Here is a 17,980-nt window from a genome sequence, read left to right on the forward strand (position 1 = left end):
GCCCGGGGCCCCGCCGCTACGTGCCCAGGAACTCGTGGACGAGCTCGATCCGGCCCACGATGTGCCGGTTGAACTCAGGGAGTTCCTCCGCCGGGACCCACAGCTCGAGGATCGTCCGGCCGCCCACCTGGCGCACCGGGTAGCGGGCGGCGAACCCGGCCTCGACCTCGAAGCGCGTCACGTAACCGGCGCCGGAGGCGGGGACGTTCCAGTCGCGGGCGATCCGGATCGCGTAGTCCTCGTCGAGCACCGGGTAGAAGACCGGCTGCTCGGGCAGCCGCGGCGGCCACTCCCGCCACCCCGACGCCTCGACCAGGGCCAGCTCCTCCGGCCCGGTGGGGCGCCACAGCGTCACCGTGTCCGTCATCGTTTTCCTCCCCGCTCGGTCCGGCCGTCCACCGTACGGGCCGCGACGGTCCCCGGCCCACCGGATTACGTCCCGGCATAGGATCGAAGACACGGCATCGCGTGCCGGTCACCGGCCGGGTGAGGCATGGAGGTGCCCGTGAGAATGCCTTACGGAGGCATCCCACCGTGTCAGTCGAGTTGAACCACACCATCGTCCACGCCCGGGACAACCGGGAATCCGCCGACTTCCTCGCGCACATCCTCGGCCTGCGGGCCGGCGAGGCATGGGGCCCGTTCGTCCCCCTGCAGCTGAGCAACGGCGTCACCCTCGACTTCGCCGCCGTCCCGGCGGAGACGATCGTCATGCAGCACTACGCCTTCCTCGTCCCCGAGGCCGCGTTCGACGGCATCCTGAGCAGGATCCAGGAGGCCGGACTCACCTACTGGGCCGATCCGCACGGCAAGCGGCCCGGGGAGATCAACCACAACGACGGCGGCCGCGGCGTCTACTTCATGGACCCGGCCGGGCACGGCATGGAGGTCATCACCCGTCCCTACGGGAGCGGCAGCACCACCGGCGAGAGCTGAGCGGGCGGCGGGGAGGGGTCGCAAGATCCCTCCCCGTCCCGGATCTTGATGGAGCGTCAGGTCCCCCGTACCCTGCCGACAGCGCGCCTCGCGCCCGTCGAGGGGAGTGGTCGTCATGGCCGAGGACCCGTCCGGTGCACCGTCCGACGACGAGATGCTCCAGGCCCTGGCGCGGCACCTGTCCGGGGACGGCGGCGCCGTCCGCCCCGGCTCCTGCGCCGGAGCGGACCTCACCTGGCACTCCCTCCTCGACTGCCGCATCCGCCGCACGACGGAGACCCGCACGGAGACCGCCAGGACCGAGAAGGGCCGCAAGGACCTCTCCGCGCTCGCCACCTACACGCACCTCGACGGCCACCGGCCCGGCCCGCCCGGGGAGCACGGCACCCTGCGCCGGATCGAGCTCGTGCGCGAGGGATCCGTACGCCACAACACCTGCGAGTGCGGCAACGGCGAATGGGCCTGCAGGCGTTGCGAGGGCCGCGGCCGGCTCCCCTGTGACCCCACCACGGCCTGCCCCGACTGCCGCGGACTGGAGTCCTGCGCCGAGTGCGACGGCACCGGCAGACCGCGGCCGCGTAGCAAGGACCGCGCCGGCGACCGCGCCGCGGCGGCGACCGCGTCCCGCACCGTCCCCAGACGCGTCCGCTGCGCCAAGTGCCGGCGCCCCGACGCCGCGTGCCCCACCTGTGCCGGGCGGGGCCGCACGCAGTGCGCCCAGTGCAAGGGGACGGGACTCGTCGACTGCCCCAAGTGCAAGGGCGGCGGCACCGTCGCGCACGACGCCTGCGGGGGGAGCGGGGTCGTCACCACCTGGGTCGGCGGCCTCATCGAGCAGCGCAGCCGCGAGGAACTGGTGCGCCGTCCCCGCAAGCGGCCCCCCTTCCTCGTCCGCCGCCGCACCCATCGGTCGGGCCGGTGGCGCAAGGAGGTGCTGACCGGTGACGACCCGCTGCCCGGCGACCTCGACGCCACGCACACCGAGGCGCTCGTCCCGCACCTCGCCCCGCGCGCCGGCGAGGCCCACCGCCGCGTCGTCCTGCGTCACTTGCCCCTCGCCCGCATCACCCTCCCCACCGACCCCGACCGCGTCTTCTACGCCTTCCCCGGGACCACCGGCATCGAGGTGCTCGGGCTGCCCTCTCGCAGCCGGGTCACCCGCGGCCTGGCGATCGCGGCGGGCGCGCTGGTCGTCCTCGTGCTGCTGCTCAGCCTCCTCGCGTAGCCGGCCCGGTCGCGCGACAGGATCCGGGCGTCGCGGTACGGGATTCCGGATCGGGGCGGTGAGCATGACGAAGGCCCCGGCCTCGTCGGAGGCCGGGGCCCTCGTGCCGCCCGGGCGGGCGGCCGCGAAGTGCGGTGGATCAGTTCATCACGGGCTTCCCGCCGATCTCGCAGGCCTGGCAGGGCGGCCTGCCGCAGGTGCACTGCGTGATCGCCTCGAGCACGCCGCGGTCGTGGTAGAGGCACTCGTCGCGGCAGGTGTGGCGGGGGATGAACCCGGCCTGGATCTCGCCGGGCCAGGGCTCGTGGCCCTCGCGGCAGCGGACGAAGCGCTCCGGGTCGGTCTCGTGCAGCTCGTGCATCGCGGAGCGGGCCTGGTCCTCCAGTTCCCGTACCCGGGTGACCAGGGCCTTGAGCTCGGCGGCGAGGCCCTCGTAGTGCTCTGCGCCGGTCCGCACGTGGGCGGCCCGCAGGGCCATGGCTGCGTTGCCCAGGAACCTGCCGGCGTCCTGGAGGTCGGTGACGTGGTGCATCTGGAGCCCGTTCACGCCACGGACCCACACGGCGTCCATGCTCATTGTCCACCTCTCCGGCGTTCGCCTTGTTCCGTGCGAAGCGTTGTGTGCCGTCCGATGAGCGCGGCGCCATTGCCACGGCATTCACGGAAAAGGCCGATGCATATGAACGCTAAAGCCGCGAGTGGTGTACGTCCAGAAAAAGCGCAGTGAACCGCCTCACAGCGGTCATACCGCCCGGGTCGGGCGCCCCGCGCCCCGGGCAGGGCGGCGCGACCGGTACGGTCCGGCCCCGGCGGGCGGGTGGGCGGCGCGCCGGGAAGGGCTCCCGGCGCCCCCTACGCGAGACCCGGAATGCGGTCGCGCCGGCGATGAGGTATTCCCGGCGAGCGGACCGGGAGAAGGGCGAGTGAATGGAATCCGGTGTTTCCGATGGCGTCGGAAAGGGAACTCCGGAACTCCCCTCGGACGCGCTCCGGACGTCTCCTGCCGACCTTGACAACTGTCTTGCCGTGGCGTCTCCTTGATATAGGGATTGTTTCCCCGGCGTGCGCTCAACGGGGTGTGTCGCAGACGTCGAGGTTGACCTGGGTGCGCCGACGACCGGAGGCAACTTCATGGCGACCTATGAATACCTTTGCAGCAACTGCGGGCCTTTCGACGTCAAGCTCGCGATAGGTTCCGCACCCGACGCGTACGACTGCCCCGCCTGCGCGGGCGAGTCCAGGCGCGTGTTCTGCTCGCCCTCCCTCGCCCTCACGCCGCACGGGCTCGCCACCTCCCGCGAACGGGAGGAGAAGTCCCGTGAGATGCCGGACGTCGTGTCCGCCCCACCGCCGCGCGAGCGGCCGGAGCCGCGGCCCCATCCGGCGCTGTCCCGGCTGCCCAAGCCCTAGTCCGAGGGCGGTGATCGGCGCGTCAGAGGTGCTCAGGGGGGCCGACGCCGGAGCGCGGACGCTCCTCCCGCCCAGGCGGGACCAGCAGGCGCGCCGGCGGCAATCCGTCCCCACGCGGACTTAGGAGGTGCGTCCCCGTGGCGAACGTGGGACTGCTCTTCGTCGGTGCGGTGCTCTTCATGAACGGCCTGCTGCTTTTGCAGAAGGTCGACCCCAAGTCGGCGGCGGTGTTCAACCTCTTCGTGGGTGCACTGCAGGTGCTGACCCCGACGTACCTCATCTTCACGGCCGGCGGTGACCAGGACAAGATCCTGGCGGCATCCGGGATTTACCTCTTCGGATTCACCTACCTGTACGTGGGTATCGTCATCCTCGCGAACATCGACAATGTCTGCGTCGGCTGGTACTCCCTGTTCGTGGCGATTGTCGCCCTCGGGTACTCGTTCGCCAATTTCCATCTCCTCAAGGACTACCCGTTCGGTGTCATCTGGCTGTACTGGGCGTTCCTGTGGGGTCTGTTCTTCCTGCTGCTCGGTCTCAGGAAAACGGAGCTCGGCACTTACGTCGGCTGGGTGACGGCGATCGAGGGCTGGGTCACCGGTGTGATCCCCGCGGCGCTGCTGCTGTCCGGCTACTGGAAGCACACCACGGAGATCGCCATAGCCCTGGGTGCCTTCGGAGTGGTCGTGTTCGCGGCGCTGTGGCCGCTCACCAGGAAGTCGCGCGCACAGGCCCGGGCCGCCGCGTCGTCCGGGTCGCCGGGTTAGGCGTCCGCCCGCCCGGCCCGTCGGGCCGGAGGCGTGGGCGCACCGTCCTGACCGGATCAGAAAAAGAGAGGCTGTCATGCCCGAAGTAGTTTTCAGCGTGGACCAGACCAAGTCGATGCGCGATCAGGACACCCCAGGACACAACAGGTGGCACCCTGACATCCCTGTCGCCGCCATGGTGAAGCCCGGAGCCGAGTTCCGGATGGAGTGCCGGGACTGGACCGACTGCCAGGTGGGCAACAACGACTCCGCCAACGACGTCCGCGACATCGACCTCACCATCCCTCACATGCTCAGCGGCCCGATCGGCGTGGAGGGCGCCGAGCCGGGCGACCTGCTCGTCGTCGACATCCTCGACCTCGGCCCCGTACCCCAGCAGAGCGGGGACGCGGCGGGCCAGGGCTGGGGGTACACCGGCATCTTCGCCAAGGCCAACGGCGGAGGCTTCCTGACCGACTACTTCCCCGACGCCTACAAGGCGGTGTGGGACTTCCACGGTCAGCAGGCGGTCTCCCGGCACCTGCCCGGGATCCGCTTCACCGGCATCACCCACCCCGGGCTGTTCGGGACCGCCCCCTCCGCCGAGCTGCTGGGCCGGTGGAACGCGCGCGAGAAGGCGCTCATCGACACCGACCCCGAACGCGTCCCGCCGCTGGCCGTCCCCCCGGACCCCTCCCACGCGCTCGCCGGCACGGCCACCGGGGACCTGGCCACGCGCATCTGCGCGGAGGGCGCCCGCACGGTGCCGGCCCGTGAGAACGGAGGCAACCACGACATCAAGAACTTCACGCGGGGTTCCCGGGTCTTCTACCCGGTGCACGTCAAGGACGCCAAGCTCTCCGGCGGCGACCTGCACTTCAGCCAGGGCGACGGGGAGATCACCTTCTGCGGCGCCATCGAGATGGGCGGGTTCATCGACTTCCACGTCGACCTGATCAAGGGCGGCATGGAGACGTACGGCATCTCGACCAACCCGGTGTTCATGCCCGGCAACGTCGAACCGCGTTACTCGGACTTCCTCACCTTCATCGGGATCTCCGTCGACCACGACACGGACACCAACTACTACCTCGACGCGACGCTCGCCTACCGCCGCGCGTGCCTCAACGCCGTCGAGTACTTCAAGAAGTTCGGCTACAGCGGCGAGCAGGCCTACCTGCTGCTCGGCTCGTCCCCCATAGAGGGACGCATCAGCGGCATCGTCGACATCCCCAACGCGTGCTGCTCCCTGTACGTGCCGACCGCCATGTTCGACTTCGACGTGCGGCCTTCGGCCACCGGACCGACGCGGGCGGACCGCGGCCGGGCCGCGCTGACCTCCTGACCCCCGGGCCGCTGCGCGCACCGGGTCCCGGCCCGTTCTCGGGCCGGGACCCGTGCACACCCTTGCCGCCGCGGGCTCAGGGGCGGTAGAGCGACTGGAGCCTGACCACCTCGCCGTTCAGGTCGAAACTGACGTCGTAGCCCAGCCACCCGCGTTCCGGGGCGGGCTGGGCCCACCACCGGGTGATGAACTGCGCCTGGGAGTAGGTGTGGGGGGCGGAGTCGTCGCCCAGCGGGACCGACAGCAGGACCCGGCCCTCCGGGGCCATGCGCACCGTCGTGTACGGGCCCTTGCCGGGGATGATGTCCCACCCCTCGATCGGTCCCGTGAGGGGTTCCTTGCGGGCGGAGCGCACCGAGAGGTACGTGCGCCCGTCCTTGATCCACGCGTTGTCGATCTGCACGAACTGCTTGCCGCCGGCCCAGCGCGCAGGGGCCTGCGGCGACCGCGCGTCCGACGGGCCGTCCGATGCCGGGGGCTGGGCGGAGTAGGAGGAGGAGGGCGCGCCGGAGCGCTGCGCCGAGGGCGAGGCGGGGGCCGAAGCCGTCGCCGGTGCGGGGGAGGAGGCGGCCGCGTCGGCACGGGCGGTATCCGCTTCGTCCCTGCCCTCCCCGGAACAGGCGGTGAGGGCGAGGGCGGTGAGGGCGAGGGCGGTGAGGGCGAGGGCGGTGATCCGGGCGGCGGCGCGGCGGCGCGGGGAGGACGAGGCGAACACGGTGGGTCCCATCGGGTCGGGTACGGGTGGCGTGCACAGGCTCTACGCACCGGCCCGCCACGCGGGTTACACCGGGAATGTCATGGACCGGTAACAACTCCCCGCCGCGCTAACCGGCCTCCCGCAGGGACTCCACCCGTCCCTCGCCGTCGTAGTCGATCTCGAACTTCCACCGCGGCCCTCCGGCCAGCCGGCCGACCAGCTCACCCAGTTGACGGTCCTCGGGCTGTCCGCCCGACAGCCGGCGCGTCTCCACGAGCGTCGTGCGCGGCAGAGTCAGCGTGTGCACCACGCCGGTGGGCGTCGGCGTCCCGCCCGCGGCCGCCCGGAGCTGCCGCACGGTGACCCGCACGCTGTCGCCCTGGGCCACCGCGTCGTGGACGTACCCCAGTTCGCTGGCGTACTCCTCGCCCGGTGCGGGGGTCGGGCGGACGAAGGGGGAGGGCGGCGGTGACGGGGTGACCGCCGCCGGTTCCGGTACCCGGGCGGTCCCGGCCAGCGCGAGGCCGCCGCCCAGCAGCGCGCAGGCGAGCACCGCCACGACGGACGCCCGTACCGTCCGCGCGCGGCGGCGGCGCCTTTCGCCGCGGGCCCGTACCTGGTGCGCGGCCGCCGGTACGGCCCGCCCCCGGCCGGACTCGGCGAGTTCGGTGAGGAGCCTGCCCAGCTCGGTCCCGTCAGCCATGCTTCCCCTCCGGAAGTCGGCCCGCCCCGGGGTCCAGTTCCGTGTGCGCCAGCAACCGCGCGAGCGTCGCCCGCCCGCGGCTGAGGTGCACCTTGACGGTGCCGACCGGGGAGCCGGTCTCGGCGGCCACCTGCTCCACCGGCAGGTCGCACAGATGGTGCAGGACGACGGCCCGCCGCTGCCCCTCCGGCAGCTGCCGCAAGGCCTCGACCAGCACCACGTGGTGCGGTTCCGGCGGCGGCACGACCGGGGGCGGGCCCTGCCGGCGGGCCAGCGTCAGCGCGGTGCGCACGCGTCGCCAGCGGCTGACGGCCAGGCGCCACGCCACCGTGCGCACCCAGGCCTCGGGCGCGCCGTGCAGATCGAGTTCGGCCCGGTGCTCCCAGGCCCGGGCGAACGCCTCCTGCACCACGTCCTGCGACTCCGCGAGGTCGCCCGTCATCGCGTACAGCTGGCCGATGAGGCGGCCCACGCTCGCGCCGTAGAAGGTGTCGAACTCACGCTCCCCCATCACGCGCCCCGGAGGGTCCTCCGGCAGTCCCATACCTCATCCCCCGGCCGGACGCCGTGCGTCCCGGCACACACGTGATCAACGCCGCGGGACCATTCTGTTGCCCAGGGCGACCACGCTCAAGCGGCGGCTACGGCGGCTACGGCGGCTACGGCGGCTACGGCGGCTACGACGGCTACGGCGTCGTCGCGGCGGGCTCGGCGCCCGTGGTGTGGCGGTCCACGTTCGCCGTCAGCCGGCGCAGCAGGTCCTGTGCGGTCCCGATCTCCTCCCGGGTCAGCCCCATGGCCTCCCCGATCGCCAGGGGCACGGTGCGGATCCGCTCCCGCAGCGCGGTCCCCTCCGGGGTCAGCGCCACCTCCACCACCCGCTCGTCGTCAGCCCGGCGCTGCCGCTCGAGCAGGCCGTGCGACTCCAGGCGCTTGATCAGCGGCGTGAGCGTCCCGTAGTCCAGGTGCAGGGCGGCCACCAGCTCCTTGACGGACACGGTGCCGTGCTCCCAGAGCACGACCATGACCAGGTACTGGGGGTAGGTCAGGCCCACCGCGTCCAGCAGCGGCCGGTAGACGCCGGTGACCGCGCGCGAGGCCGCGTACAGCGTGAAGCAGAAGTGGTCGTCCAGCAGCAGCGAGGGCTCCGCGGTGCCGCCGTTCCCGGGTGCGCGGGTGTCGTCGTTCACGATTCCCTCCCCCTCCTTGGTCGTCGGTGGTTCTCCCGGCGGACATTGTCGCACCTTCCATGCGGGCTAGTAACTCGTAGTCGATTAGCTTGCGCACAACTTAAACGGACGCTAGATTTCTCGTCATCGCCCGGAGCGGACGCCCCGGACCGACCGCCTGCCCGGCGTGCCAGCCGGGCGCCGTACGCCAAGGAGCCACCGTGAACCTCAAGACCGTCCTCCGCCCCACCCGCAAGAGCGTCGCCGTCCTGGGCGCCGCCGCCGGCGTCGCGGCCCTCACGCTGACGGCCACGGCCCCGGCCAGCGCCGCCAAGGCCGCGCACCGCCCGCAGGAGAAGAAGCCCACGGTCGTCCTGGTGCACGGCGCGTTCGCGGACTCCTCCAGCTGGAACGGCGTGGTGTCACGCCTGAAGCACGCGGGCTATCCGGTTGTGGCCCCGGCCAATCCGCTGCGCGGCCTGGCGAGCGACTCGGCGTACGTGCACAGCTTCCTGAAGAGCGTGAAGGGCCCGGTCGTGCTCGTCGGCCACTCCTACGGCGGCTCGGTGATCACCGAGGCCGCGGCCGACTCCCCCAACGTCAAGGCGCTGGTCTACATAGCCGCCTTCGCCCCGGACAAGGGCGAGACCGTCACGCAGATCTCCGACAAGTTCCCCGGCGGCACCCTGGGCGAGACCCTCAACGCCGTGCCCTTCCCGCTCCCCGGCGGGGGCACCGGCACCGACCTGTACATCAAGGCCGACAAGTTCCGCGCCCAGTTCGCCGCCGACGTGCCGAAGTCCGTCGCCGAGCAGATGGCCGCCACCCAGCGCCCCGTGGCCGCGTCGGTCTTCGACGAGAAGGCCGCGGGTGCCGCCTGGCGGACCATCCCGTCCTGGGACCTGGTCACCACCCAGGACAAGAACATCACCCTCGCCGCCCAGCGCTTCATGGCCGAGCGGGCCCACGCCCACACCGTCGAGGTCAAGGCCTCCCACGCCGTCTCGGTCTCCCGCCCCGGCGCGGTGACCCGCATCATCGAGCAGGCCGCCCGCTCCACCGTCCGCTGACCCACCCCGCGTACGACCCGAAGGACCCCGGCCGGATCCCGGCCGGGGTCCTCGTGCCGCCCGGTGGCTGCGCCGCTCAGCCGCCCAGGACGGGGATCTGCTTCTTCTCCACGGGATGCGCGTCGGCGTACCGCACCAGGTCGAGGAAGCGCCGGTCGCGCACCACCGCCAGCAGTTGTCCCGCGGTGACCGGGGCGGAGGTCTTCGTGTCCTGGTCGGGGTAGACGGCGAGTTCCACGTCGCTGTGGCCGTAGACGAAGCGGACCCGGGTGTACATCGTGTCCGGGGAGCCGTCGAGCAGGCGGTACGCCGCCACCTTGACGCCGCCCGGCAGCGTGCCCTGCGCGCAGCTGCCGCCCCTGAGGGAGTCGGGGTCCTCGGGGCACGTGGCCCCGTGCCGGGTCGTCCCGGGGGCACCGCCGGAGGGCCGCACCGACAGGCTGACGGTGAACACCTTCCCGCCCGCGGTCTCACCCTGGTAGTGCCACACCGCGAGGTCGACCGGCCGGATCAGGCCGACCGCGTCCGGAAGCAGCTCGTCGAGGAGGACCGCCGCCTGCTGCTGGAACCCCTCCTGGCGCTCGCGCTCGGCGGGCGGCAGATCGGCCATGGACTCCTCGGTGTCACTGGTGGGTTCGAGGTGGACCGGCGTCCGGTACGGCGCCGGCTCCTCGGACGTACGCGGCGCGGGTGTGGTGCTCGCGGCGGGACGGACCGTCCTGCCCCCGCCGTCCCCGCCCGGCAGCGCCGCGGATCCGAACACCACGGCCCCGACCGCACAGGCGACCCCGGCGGCGACGGCGACCCGGACCCGTGCCCTGCGGCGCCGTCCCTGGACCACCGCCGCGGGCACCAGGTCGTGGGCGGGCGGCAGCTGCGCCACCGCGTGCTCCATGGCGTCCCTCACCAGCAGGGCGCTCCCGTGCTCGTCCTCGGGCATGTTGTCTCCCATGGCGGTCCCTCAGCTTCCCGTGGCGTAGACGTGGGCCTCGCCCAACTGGGCGCGCAACTTGGCCAGGGAGCGTGAGCACTGGCTCTTGACGGTGGACTCGCTGCACTTCAGCAGCGTGGCGACGGACTCGACGCTCTGGTCCTCCCAGTAGCGCAGCACGACCATGGCCCTGGCCCTGGGCGGCAGTCCGGCGAGCGCCGACAACAGCGTCACCCGCAGGTCGGCATGGTCGGGCGAGGGCCCCGGCCCGGGACGCGAGTGCGCCAGCAGGTCCCGCAGCCGCCGCCTCCGCTCGGCCAGGTACGTACGGGTCAGCACGGTCCTGGCGTACGCCTCGATGTGGTCGGCGGCACTCGCCCGCCGCCAGTGCTGGCACAGCTTGGCCAGCGTGGTCTGCGTCAGGTCCCGGGCCGTGTCCGCATCCCCGCACAGCAGGTACGCGGTCCGGTACAGCCGTTTCTGACTCGCCCGGGCGAAGGCTTCGAAGCTTTCCGGCGCCCGCGGGCCCGCCGCCGCTCCCGGGCCCCGGCCGTTCTCCGGCATCTGCTCTCCTCTCGGGGCCCCGCACGGGGCCCTGTCCTGTCACCCGTGTTCAGAGCGCCGCCGCCCTCCGGAGGTTGAAAGCGGATTTCACCGCGCGGCACGGTCCGGCATCCGGCATCCGGCATCCGGCATCCGGTGAACGCGCGACGCCGGGTAGCCCATGCCCGTCAGCTCCTCGCGCAAGGCCCGGTAGCCGGGCTTCGTGTTCCCCAACGCCTCGTTGACGCGCTCCGCGTGCTCGCCGCCCCCACACGTCTCGGTGGCGGTCAGCGGAACCTCCACCGGTCTGGGCCCGGCGGACTCAGGGTCCGGCTCCGGTGGCGCCGAATCGTCCAAAGGCACCGGCATGTCGCCCTCGGCGTCCGGAACACCCGGCGGGGTCTCGCCCGACCCGTACCTCGGCGCGGGTGAGCCTCCCCGACCGGGCAGGTCCTCGGGCTCGGGCACCTCACCCTTGTCGCCGGGGACGTCCGTGGTGCGGCTCTGCGTGACGGAGGTGATCAGCTCCAGGAACCGCATCTCCGGTTCGGCGCTGCGCTCGGTACCGAGCGGGGACGCACGGAGCCCGCGCTTCCCGCGGGGCTCCGATCGGTGGCGGCGCGCTGAGCGCCGCAGCCGGAGAGCACCATGCGGGCCGGCACGGTCACGACAACGGGCTTCGGAAGGGATGCCGATTGCACGTAGGGCCAACCCGCCATTGATCACGCCCACACACCGAGGAACGTCGAAGGGCCCCACCGCGACCGGTGGGGCCCTTCGGCAACGTGCCCGGTGAGGCACTGGCGGAGGATACGAGATTCGAACTCGTGAGGGGTTGCCCCCAACACGCAGAGCCGAGGTCTCAGCTCAGACACCAGGGACGACGCCGACGAACTCCGCGCCCTTGTGGTTGGTTGCCCATGATGAACGGGAAGCCGTGTCCATCGCTGTACGTGAGGTCGACGCGCGCGTACCCGCTGCGGTGCGGGTTCTCGCAGTTGTCTCGGTCAGGCTGCACGGTCACCGCCTCGCGGTCGCCGGTTACGTCAGCTCGTTCAACGTCGCCGTTGCCGAGGGTGGACCCGCCACCAAACCAGTCACCAGAAGCGATGCCGGCCGCACCGGTGGGAGCTGCCGCACAGCATGGGCGCCAACGTCCTGTGACACCTGGGGCCGCCCGGACGCCTGATCTAATGATGGTTCGAGTGAATCGGGCCTGAAGATGAGGCCTCGGGCCTCCTGGACGATGGAGTATGAGTGCGGTATACGCGCGCTATAGCAATCATCGGTATCTCGATCGCGGTCACTCTGCCCTTCCTTGGCACCGCCTCCGCGCTCGAGCTCAGCTCATCGTCCACTGTCGACAGCAGCACAGCAGGCAGGCTCGTCGTCTCCGAATGGACCTCCGACACGCGTGGAACGTTCGAGGTGAACCCGAAGAGCGGAGCGGTCACGAAGACCCTCACCACCGCCGGCGTGGACGGAGTAGTGTCACCGGATGGTTCGCAGGTCGCGTTCGCCGGTACACCCGGGTGCCAGCCTGTCAACAGTTGCGGCATGCCCACTTCCCTGATGGTTTCCGCAGTCGGTGGAGCGGATCAGCGCACCCTGTTCACCGCCGGGGCGGACGAGGCCGGCTTCACCAGTCTTGAATTTCCTGACTGGGCTCCAGACGGCCAGCACATCGTTTTCGACAGCACTCAGGGAATGGGATGGGTAAAGCCCGACGGAGGGGGCTTCGAGTCCCTGGGCCCGGGGCTCCGCCCGACCTTCTCGCCCGATAGCACGCAGATTGCCTTCCACCAACCCGTGGAGTACCTGGATGATTTCGGGAACACGGAATACGGCGTCGACCTGTTTGTCATGAATCTGGCCACCCGCCAGGTACGCCAGCTCACTACGGACCACCGGGTCTGGAACGCACCTGCCAGCTGGTCACCGGACGGACGCCACATCATCTACCCCACCGACAGTGGGGCGAGTGTGGTCGACACCACGACCGGCGACAGCACATCCGTCATCTCCGGCCTCATGGGTGTCTCGCCGGTGTACTCGCCCGACGGCAGTCAGATCGCCTACTCGGCCTATGACCCGGGCACAGGGCAACACGGGCTGTACGTGGCGGATGCAGACAATCACAATGCACGAATGATTTCCGATCTCCCCGGAACGGAATTGACCGAGTGGATCGAGAACTGACCCGTCAGGGTGCCGTAGCTCACTGACCCGTAACGGCACCTTGGGCCGCCCCACCATCACCACCGACGGCATTGCAACCATCGGCTGACCAGCCACCACGCCGGTCCGGCCCCCGGCACCACCGCGCGGGCCGGACCGGCGGGAGAGACCTCCTGGTGGCCCTGAGGGTGCACCCGACGGTGGTACCGCCCCCGCAACGTCAAGGGCCCTGGATCTCTCCGGGGCAACGAGGGTCGGGCAGCATGACGAAGGGCCCTGCTGACGATCAGCGGGGCCCTCGTTTTGCCTCTTCAGGCGGCTGCGGAGGATACGAGATTCGAACTCGTGAGGGGTTGCCCGCAACGCTTTCCAACTGTGGTGGTGGGGTTGCGGGGTGTGTACGGGGGCGTTCACCTGCGTTCATGGGCGGCTGGCTGTCGATGTGCAGACGGCTGGAAGTCTCGACTGAACGGCTGTGAACGGGGCTGAATGAGACGGAAACCGAGCCGGTCGCCATGGTCCTAGAGCGGACCTTCCCACCATGGCACGTCTAGGTTGTCAGCCGGGATGACCTTGGCCCTTGCCAGAATCTTTCTGTCGAGGGCCCGCACGAGGGCACGCAACTCACGCGCACTCTTCCTGGGCAGTGCGTGAAGCACGGTTTCGAGGTGCTCACGGAAGCCGGCGCCGTAACACCCGCACTCATGGACGCCGCAGTCCCGCTGGGGCATTGACCTGCGCAAACAGGAGACGCACGGCATGCCGTGGGGTTGTTCTTGTGACCGTGGTTGACCGGTGATCCCTGCCCTATCTGGTGCGGATCTGGTGCGGCAGCCAGTGCTCTTGGAAGTCGGGGTGATCGGCGTAGGGCAGCGCCAAGTCGAACAGGTCGGCGCAGGGCCAGTCCTCCCCGTCCCACTGGCAGTCGTCTTGGTTGTCCCAGGGCAACTCGGGATCACCGACAGCAGGGCTGAGCACATGCCGTGTCAGGGTGCGGCGCTTTGCTGCGACCTCTCGGAGCACGCGGGCAGGATCGTGCAGCGCCACGTGTTTCGCGATCGTCGGATGGAAACCGGAGAGGTCGACCTGACAGAAGTCCACGGTGTGGCCGTGGGCGGTCCACTGTCCGCATCCGTCACCATCGCATCGGCCGGCCAGCTCGGCGTCCTCGTCGAGTCGCCTCCGCAGGAACTCCGTCAACTCGTCGCTCATGAGTGCATTGTCGACCTTGGACCACGCTCGACACCCGCACTAGGAGCGAGGTGGGGCGATCACCGGCCTGACCTGTGGCTCCTTGCCCTGGGCGGAGTCCGACGCCATGTCCTCCTGCACACCCCCATTCCCTGTGAGTCCCCGTCCGTTCTGGGCACGGATGTGGCACGGCAGCGGATCAGATGGTTTCCAGCACCGCGGTGGGGAGTGGCTCGTCCAACATTCGCTTGCGGGACAAAGCAAGGCCGAAGCGCCGCTGGATTGCCTCCAGTGCGGTTCGGTATACGTCGCCACGGGGCAAGGTTTCGTCAGGTAGGCCGGCAACGCTGAGCATCTCCTCCATGGAGGAGGCCACCTCCGGGTCCCCGGCGACACCGTCGTAACCCCACGAACTGTCCAGATGAAGGTTGAAGGCGCCCATCGGGCGCTCATCGTGGGCTCGCGGGAGTACGGGACGGCCGGCTGCACGACGCCCGGCACACCGCGGCGACGGTCCTCCTTCTGCTCGGCGTCCCTGATGTCGTCGTCGACGCGATCATGGGCTGGGAACCGGGCGGCTCGGCCCGGATGCGCTCGCGGTACACGCACGTGACCGGACCCGTGCTGAAGCACGTGGCTCGCCAGGTCGGCGACGCGCTGTGGAGCTCGCCGGATACCAACTGAGACGGAGAACGTCGAAGGGCCCCACCGCGACCGGTGGGGCCCTTCGACAACGTGCCCGGTGAGGCACTGGCGGAGGATACGAGATTCGAACTCGTGAGGGGTTGCCCCCAACACGCTTTCCAAGCGTGCGCCCTAGGCCTCTAGGCGAATCCTCCGCGGCAAACATTACTAGACCGGAGGGAGTGCTCGCGAACTCGTTCCCGGGTGATCCGATCAGGTAGGGTGGGCGTAGCCCCTCACGTGGCGCTATCTCGCTGAACTCCCCCAGGGCCGGAAGGCAGCAAGGGTAGGTGGGCTCTGGCGGGTGCGTGAGGGGTCTTTTGCTGCCCGCGGGCCTGTGGGAACGCGGCCCGGGGCGGCCGCGGGGGCCGCCGGTGTGGGGGCCGTCACACGCGCGGGGCCCGGGTGTCGGTGGGGGCCGATATCGTCGTAGGCGTGTCCCTCGCTCTGTACCGCCGCTATCGTCCCGAGTCCTTCGCCGAGGTCATCGGGCAGGAGCACGTCACGGACCCGCTGCAGCAGGCGCTGCGGAACAACCGGGTCAACCACGCGTACCTGTTCAGCGGGCCGCGCGGCTGCGGCAAGACGACCAGCGCCCGCATCCTGGCGCGCTGCCTGAACTGCGAGAAGGGCCCGACGCCGACGCCGTGCGGGGAGTGCCAGTCGTGCCGCGACCTGGCCCGCAACGGCCCGGGGTCGATCGACGTGATCGAGATCGACGCGGCGTCGCACGGCGGTGTGGACGACGCCCGCGACCTGCGGGAGAAGGCCTTCTTCGGGCCGGCGAGCAGCCGTTACAAGATCTACATCATCGACGAGGCGCACATGGTCACCTCGGCGGGCTTCAACGCCCTGCTGAAGGTGGTCGAGGAGCCCCCGGAGCACCTGAAGTTCATCTTCGCGACCACCGAGCCCGAGAAGGTCATCGGCACCATCCGGTCGCGCACCCACCACTACCCGTTCCGGCTGGTGCCGCCCGGCACGCTGCGCGACTACCTGGCGGAGGTCTGCGAGCGGGAGGCGATCCCGGTCGAGGCAGGGGTGTACCCGCTGGTGGTCCGGTCCGGGGCCGGCTCGGTGCGTGACTCGATGTCCGTGATGGACCAGTTGCTCGCCGGTGCGGGCGAGGCCGGTGTGACGTACGCCATGGCGACCTCGCTGCTCGGCTACACCGACGCCGCGCTGCTGGACGACGTCGTGGACGCCTTCGCCGCCGGGGACGGCGCGGCGGCGTTCGAGGTCGTGGACCGCGTGATCGAGGGCGGGCACGACCCGCGGCGCTTCGTGGCCGACCTGCTGGAGCGGCTGCGGGACCTGGTGATCCTCGCGGCGGTGCCGGACGCGTTGGAGAAGGGGCTGATCGACGCCCCCGCCGACGTCGTGGAGCGGATGCGGGCCCAAGCCGGGGTGTTCGGGGCGGCGGAGCTCAGCCGTGCCGCGGACCTGGTCAACAGCGGGCTCACGGAGATGCGCGGGGCGACCTCGCCGCGTCTGCAGCTGGAGTTGATCTGCGCCCGCGTGCTGCTGCCGGCGGCCTACGACGACGAGCGGTCGCTGCAGGCCCGCCTGGACCGGCTGGAACGCCGCGCCTCCGCCGGTGGTTTCGCGGCCCCCGCGGGCGGCCCGGCGGCCCCGGTCGTGGAGTTCGGCGAACCGCTCCCGCCCGGCGGCGGCCCCGCCGCGGCGCGCGCGGCGATGGGCGGACCGGCCCGGCCCGCCGAAGCCGCACCCCCCGCCACACCCGCACCCGCATCCACACCGGCCCCGGCGGCCGCCCCCGAGCCCACGCCGGCGCCCGCCGCCCCGCCCGCGCAGCCCCCGGCCGCGCAACGTCCCGGCGCCTGGCCGACCGCTGCCGCCCCCGGCGGCGGGCAGCGTCCCGGCGCCTGGCCCACCGCGGCATCGGCGTCGGCCCCGGCCCCGGAGTCCGCCCCCGCGGCGCCGCCCGCACAGGACCCCGCTCCTGCACCGCCCGCGGCGGGCGCGCAGCCCATCGGCGACGCCTCACGCGTCCACCAGATGTGGCCCACCGTCCTCGAGGCGGTCAAGCGGCTGCGCAAGGTGACGTGGATACTGCTCGACCAGAACGCCCGGCTCGTCGGCTTCGACGGCTCGACCCTGCAGATCGGCTTCGACAACCCCGGTGCCCGCGACAGCTTCGCCAACCGCGGACACGAGGAGGTGCTCAAGCAGGCGATCAGCGAGGCCCTGGGCGTCCAGTGGCGCATCGAGGCGATCGTCAGCCCGGGCGGCGGCCCCGGAGGCGGTGGCCCGGGCCCGGCGGGACCCGGCGGTGGCCCCGGCGGCTCCCGTCCCGCCCCCGCGTCCCCGGCACCGTCCGCGCAGCAGCAGCAGCAGCCGCACCAGCACCATCACCAGCAACCGCAGCAACAACCCCACCAGCAGTCCCAGAGCCCGGCGCCGTCCCCGTCGCCGCCCGCCGCCGCGGCGGCCCGTGCCGCCGTCAACGCGGCGCCTGCGGCGTCCGCGTACCCGCCGGTCACCGACGAGCCGCCGCCCATCGAGTACGACATGCCCGAGGACGACGACCCGGACCTGGACGAGACGGCGCTCAGCGGCCACGACCTCATCGTGCGCGAGCTGGGTGCCACCGTGATCGAGGAGATCGCCAACGAGTAGCCGCGGCGCCCCCGTTCCCCTGTGCGGAACGGTACGGCGGGGGCGGAACGGGCGACGCGCGCCGCTCGTTCCCTCGTACGGGTAGCGCGAGCGGGCCCCCGAGCACGTAGGCTCGCCCTACCCGCACAACCGACGTCGTGAGGCAGGAGCGAGACCGTGATCCCCGGTGGTGGTCAGCCGAACATGCAGCAGCTGCTCAAGCAGGCACAGAAGATGCAGCAGGACCTCGCGGCGGCCCAGCAGGAGCTCGCCGAGACCGAGATCGAGGGAACGGCCGGCGGTGGTCTGGTGAAGGCGACCGTGACCGGAGCCGGTGAGCTGCGGGGGCTGGTCATCGACCCCAAGGCGGTCGATCCTGAGGACACGGAGACGCTGGCCGATCTGGTCGTCGCCGCCGTGCACAACGCGACCGCGAGCGCGCAGGAGCTGCAGCAGAGCAAGCTCGGCCCGCTCGCCCAGGGGCTCGGGGGCATCCCCGGCCTTCCTTTCTAGTTCCAGGCGACGAAGAGGGC

General features: G+C 71.4%; 20 protein-coding genes, 1 tRNA gene, 1 other RNA gene and 1 pseudogene. 11 read left to right on the forward strand and 12 right to left on the reverse strand.

The annotated features are described in order from the left end of the window. Positions 1-16: 16 nt before the first annotated feature. Positions 17-367, reverse strand: a complete 351-nt coding sequence (locus ABZ312_RS01190; protein ID WP_500331875.1) for a hypothetical protein — start codon at positions 365-367, stop codon at positions 17-19. 167 nt (positions 368-534) lie between these two features. Here ABZ312_RS01190 and ABZ312_RS01195 point away from each other — a divergent pair, with 167 nt between their 5' ends. Both ABZ312_RS01195 and ABZ312_RS01200 read left to right on the forward strand, forming a co-directional pair. Beyond that, complete coding sequence (locus ABZ312_RS01195; protein WP_499513022.1) at positions 535-936, forward strand: VOC family protein; 402 nt, start codon at positions 535-537, stop codon at positions 934-936. A 115-nt stretch (positions 937-1,051) separates the two neighbouring features. Beyond that, positions 1,052-2,161, forward strand: a complete 1,110-nt coding sequence (locus ABZ312_RS01200; protein WP_500359596.1) for a hypothetical protein — start codon at positions 1,052-1,054, stop codon at positions 2,159-2,161. A gap of 139 nt (positions 2,162-2,300) precedes the next feature. On the opposite strand, the gene ABZ312_RS01205 is transcribed toward ABZ312_RS01200, so the two are convergent. Next, the gene (locus tag ABZ312_RS01205; RefSeq protein ID WP_500331928.1) at positions 2,301-2,732 is read right to left on the reverse strand and encodes a hypothetical protein; all 432 of its coding nucleotides are present in this window, start codon (positions 2,730-2,732) and stop codon (positions 2,301-2,303) included. A gap of 560 nt (positions 2,733-3,292) precedes the next feature. Between ABZ312_RS01205 and ABZ312_RS01210 the strand changes: the two genes are divergently transcribed. From ABZ312_RS01210 to fmdA, 3 genes are all read left to right on the forward strand, one after another. Next, positions 3,293-3,571 (forward strand): FmdB family zinc ribbon protein, encoded by a 279-nt coding sequence (locus ABZ312_RS01210; protein ID WP_500331871.1) that lies wholly within the window; start codon positions 3,293-3,295, stop codon positions 3,569-3,571. Between the two features lie 137 nt (positions 3,572-3,708). Continuing rightward, positions 3,709-4,338: an AmiS/UreI family transporter gene (locus tag ABZ312_RS01215; RefSeq protein ID WP_500331869.1), complete on the forward strand. Its 630-nt coding sequence runs from the start codon at positions 3,709-3,711 to the stop codon at positions 4,336-4,338. A gap of 76 nt (positions 4,339-4,414) precedes the next feature. Beyond that, on the forward strand, positions 4,415-5,662 hold the full coding sequence (gene fmdA, locus ABZ312_RS01220; RefSeq protein ID WP_500331867.1) for a formamidase: 1,248 nt from the start codon (positions 4,415-4,417) through the stop codon (positions 5,660-5,662). A 76-nt stretch (positions 5,663-5,738) separates the two neighbouring features. Here the strand turns inward: fmdA and ABZ312_RS01225 are convergent, their stop codons facing one another. The 4 genes from ABZ312_RS01225 to ABZ312_RS01240 form a co-directional block, all read right to left on the reverse strand. Next, positions 5,739-6,389 (reverse strand): hypothetical protein, encoded by a 651-nt coding sequence (locus ABZ312_RS01225; protein ID WP_500436097.1) that lies wholly within the window; start codon positions 6,387-6,389, stop codon positions 5,739-5,741. A gap of 97 nt (positions 6,390-6,486) precedes the next feature. Continuing rightward, entirely contained in the window at positions 6,487-7,062 is a 576-nt protein-coding gene (locus ABZ312_RS01230) for a hypothetical protein (protein WP_500436098.1), read from the reverse strand. Beyond that, complete coding sequence (locus ABZ312_RS01235; RefSeq protein ID WP_500331861.1) at positions 7,055-7,606, reverse strand: SigE family RNA polymerase sigma factor; 552 nt, start codon at positions 7,604-7,606, stop codon at positions 7,055-7,057. The genes ABZ312_RS01230 and ABZ312_RS01235 overlap by 8 nt, the downstream gene beginning before the upstream one ends. A 142-nt stretch (positions 7,607-7,748) precedes the next feature. Then, positions 7,749-8,252, reverse strand: coding sequence for a MarR family winged helix-turn-helix transcriptional regulator (locus ABZ312_RS01240; protein WP_500331859.1), 504 nt, complete (start codon positions 8,250-8,252; stop codon positions 7,749-7,751). Positions 8,253-8,452: 200 nt separating this feature from the next. On the opposite strand from ABZ312_RS01240, the gene ABZ312_RS01245 reads away from it, so the two are divergent. After that, positions 8,453-9,301 carry an alpha/beta fold hydrolase gene (locus ABZ312_RS01245; protein ID WP_500359600.1) on the forward strand — a complete coding sequence of 283 codons (849 nt, stop codon included), beginning with the start codon at positions 8,453-8,455 and terminating at the stop codon, positions 9,299-9,301. Between the two features lie 76 nt (positions 9,302-9,377). Here ABZ312_RS01245 and ABZ312_RS01250 read toward each other — a convergent pair whose 3' ends face one another. The 3 genes from ABZ312_RS01250 to ABZ312_RS01260 form a co-directional block, all read right to left on the reverse strand. Then, on the reverse strand, positions 9,378-10,253 hold the full coding sequence (locus tag ABZ312_RS01250; protein WP_500331855.1) for a hypothetical protein: 876 nt from the start codon (positions 10,251-10,253) through the stop codon (positions 9,378-9,380). A gap of 9 nt (positions 10,254-10,262) precedes the next feature. Beyond that, positions 10,263-10,796, reverse strand: coding sequence for a SigE family RNA polymerase sigma factor (locus ABZ312_RS01255; protein WP_500331853.1), 534 nt, complete (start codon positions 10,794-10,796; stop codon positions 10,263-10,265). 87 nt (positions 10,797-10,883) lie between these two features. Beyond that, positions 10,884-11,315 carry a hypothetical protein gene (locus ABZ312_RS01260; RefSeq protein ID WP_500436100.1) on the reverse strand — a complete coding sequence of 144 codons (432 nt, stop codon included), beginning with the start codon at positions 11,313-11,315 and terminating at the stop codon, positions 10,884-10,886. 1,017 nt (positions 11,316-12,332) lie between these two features. Here ABZ312_RS01260 and ABZ312_RS01265 point away from each other — a divergent pair. Next, complete coding sequence (locus tag ABZ312_RS01265) at positions 12,333-12,974, forward strand: TolB family protein (protein ID WP_500436101.1); 642 nt, start codon at positions 12,333-12,335, stop codon at positions 12,972-12,974. A 786-nt stretch (positions 12,975-13,760) separates the two neighbouring features. Here the strand turns inward: ABZ312_RS01265 and ABZ312_RS01270 are convergent. Then, on the reverse strand, positions 13,761-14,165 hold the full coding sequence (locus ABZ312_RS01270) for a DUF6221 family protein (protein ID WP_500436103.1): 405 nt from the start codon (positions 14,163-14,165) through the stop codon (positions 13,761-13,763). 178 nt (positions 14,166-14,343) lie between these two features. After that, the gene (locus ABZ312_RS01275; RefSeq protein WP_500436105.1) at positions 14,344-14,586 is read right to left on the reverse strand and encodes a hypothetical protein; all 243 of its coding nucleotides are present in this window, start codon (positions 14,584-14,586) and stop codon (positions 14,344-14,346) included. A gap of 20 nt (positions 14,587-14,606) precedes the next feature. Between ABZ312_RS01275 and ABZ312_RS01280 the strand changes: the two are divergent. Then, a pseudogene (locus ABZ312_RS01280) lies at positions 14,607-14,828 on the forward strand (site-specific integrase); the annotation flags it as partial. A 67-nt stretch (positions 14,829-14,895) separates the two neighbouring features. On the opposite strand, the gene ABZ312_RS01285 reads toward ABZ312_RS01280, so the two are convergent. Continuing rightward, a tRNA-Ser gene (locus tag ABZ312_RS01285) sits at positions 14,896-14,983 on the reverse strand. A 72-nt stretch (positions 14,984-15,055) separates the two neighbouring features. On the opposite strand from ABZ312_RS01285, the gene ffs reads away from it, so the two are divergent. The 3 genes from ffs (at position 15,056) to ABZ312_RS01300 (ending at position 17,960) form a co-directional block, all read left to right on the forward strand. Continuing rightward, an RNA gene (ffs, locus tag ABZ312_RS01290) (signal recognition particle sRNA small type) lies at positions 15,056-15,152 on the forward strand. A gap of 111 nt (positions 15,153-15,263) precedes the next feature. Next, positions 15,264-17,468 (forward strand): DNA polymerase III subunit gamma and tau, encoded by a 2,205-nt coding sequence (locus tag ABZ312_RS01295; protein WP_500436107.1) that lies wholly within the window; start codon positions 15,264-15,266, stop codon positions 17,466-17,468. A 156-nt stretch (positions 17,469-17,624) separates the two neighbouring features. Continuing rightward, positions 17,625-17,960, forward strand: a complete 336-nt coding sequence (locus ABZ312_RS01300; RefSeq protein WP_431958833.1) for a YbaB/EbfC family nucleoid-associated protein — start codon at positions 17,625-17,627, stop codon at positions 17,958-17,960. The last annotated feature ends 20 nt before the right edge of the window (positions 17,961-17,980 follow it).

Origin of the sequence: Streptomyces sp. NPDC006207, from assembly GCF_040613835.1 — a bacterium.
Lineage (GTDB): Bacteria > Actinomycetota > Actinomycetes > Streptomycetales > Streptomycetaceae > Actinacidiphila.